We start from the raw sequence: 998 nt of genomic DNA, 5'->3' as shown, positions 1-998 counted from the left end.
AGCGGGCATTAGCCCCGATGGGCCAGGCTTGATGCTATCGCCGGTCATGACGGCGAGCCCGTTCCTCCAAGCGCGACTGCTCGTGCGCCAACAGACGGCTGACTTCCCGCAATCTGTGAATCTGCTGTTCGACACTTTGCCGCTTCTCAGCCAGCAGGCGGGCACCCGCCATGCAATGGATCCCGCCCGAGCGCAATCCCTTCAGCACCTCATGAATCTCGTCTAAAGAAAAGCCGAGCGCCTGCATGCTGCGCAGTAGCTTGATTTCTTTTATTAGCGACGAAGGATAGTCGCGATAGTTGTTTGCGCTGCGGGGGATTTTGCCCAGCAAGCCGCGCCGCTCGTAGTACCGGATGGCGTCACGGCCAAGACCAGTTTGCGCTTCGAGTTCCGCGATCTCCATAAAGTTCTTGACTGTGAACTGGGGTTCACACTTTAGCATCACCTTCAATTCAAGGAGATGCCTATGTATTTGCTCGCCAGCACAAGCGTCGTCATCGAACTCCCCAGAGTGAGGGTCTTCGACTACGTGACGAATCTCACAAACTTCGCCCAATGGTTCCCGGCGGTAGTGGAAGTCACGTCACGCGACAATGTTGCACCGGCCACCGTTGGAAAGCAGTACGACGAGATATTTCTCATGCCGCTGCGTGGCCGGCGCTCTGTTGGCATTCGAGTGATTGAAGTCGACCCGCCTTGGAGAATCGTCACGGAGGGGGCCCTTGCGCTGTTGAGGCCGCGCATGGAGATTCAGTTCCAGGATGCCGGGTTGAATACGTGCAAGGTGCAATGGCGCATGCTAAGCAGAAACAGCGCGCCCATGGCGCGCTGGACGGTTTTGCCCCTCGCTCGACAGTTGATGCAGAAGCGCGCCGATGCGGCAATGCGTCGTCTAAAGAAGATCTTGGAATCCGGACAGGCGTCAGGATCACGTGCGCTCCTGATGTAAGGCTTCCATAGAAGAAGAGTTCAACAGTCTGTTTGGCAGAAACATCTTT

At 56.6% G+C, this 998-nt stretch carries 2 protein-coding genes; one reads left to right on the top strand and one right to left on the bottom strand.

The window, feature by feature from the left end; genetic code table 11:
- Window positions 1-34: 34 nt before the first annotated feature.
- Window positions 35-403 carry a MerR family transcriptional regulator gene (locus tag B0E41_RS07255; protein WP_077330416.1) on the bottom strand — a complete coding sequence of 123 codons (369 nt, stop codon included), beginning with the start codon at window positions 401-403 and terminating at the stop codon, window positions 35-37.
- 63 nt (window positions 404-466) lie between these two features.
- Between B0E41_RS07255 and B0E41_RS07250 the strand changes: the two genes are divergently transcribed.
- Window positions 467-949 (top strand): SRPBCC family protein, encoded by a 483-nt coding sequence (locus B0E41_RS07250; RefSeq protein ID WP_171984696.1) that lies wholly within the window; start codon window positions 467-469, stop codon window positions 947-949.
- Window positions 950-998: the final 49 nt, after the last annotated feature.

This window comes from Hydrogenophaga sp. A37 (assembly GCF_002001205.1).
Taxonomy (GTDB): domain Bacteria; phylum Pseudomonadota; class Gammaproteobacteria; order Burkholderiales; family Burkholderiaceae_C; genus Hydrogenophaga.
This window is presented reverse-complemented; position numbering and strand designations above follow the sequence as displayed.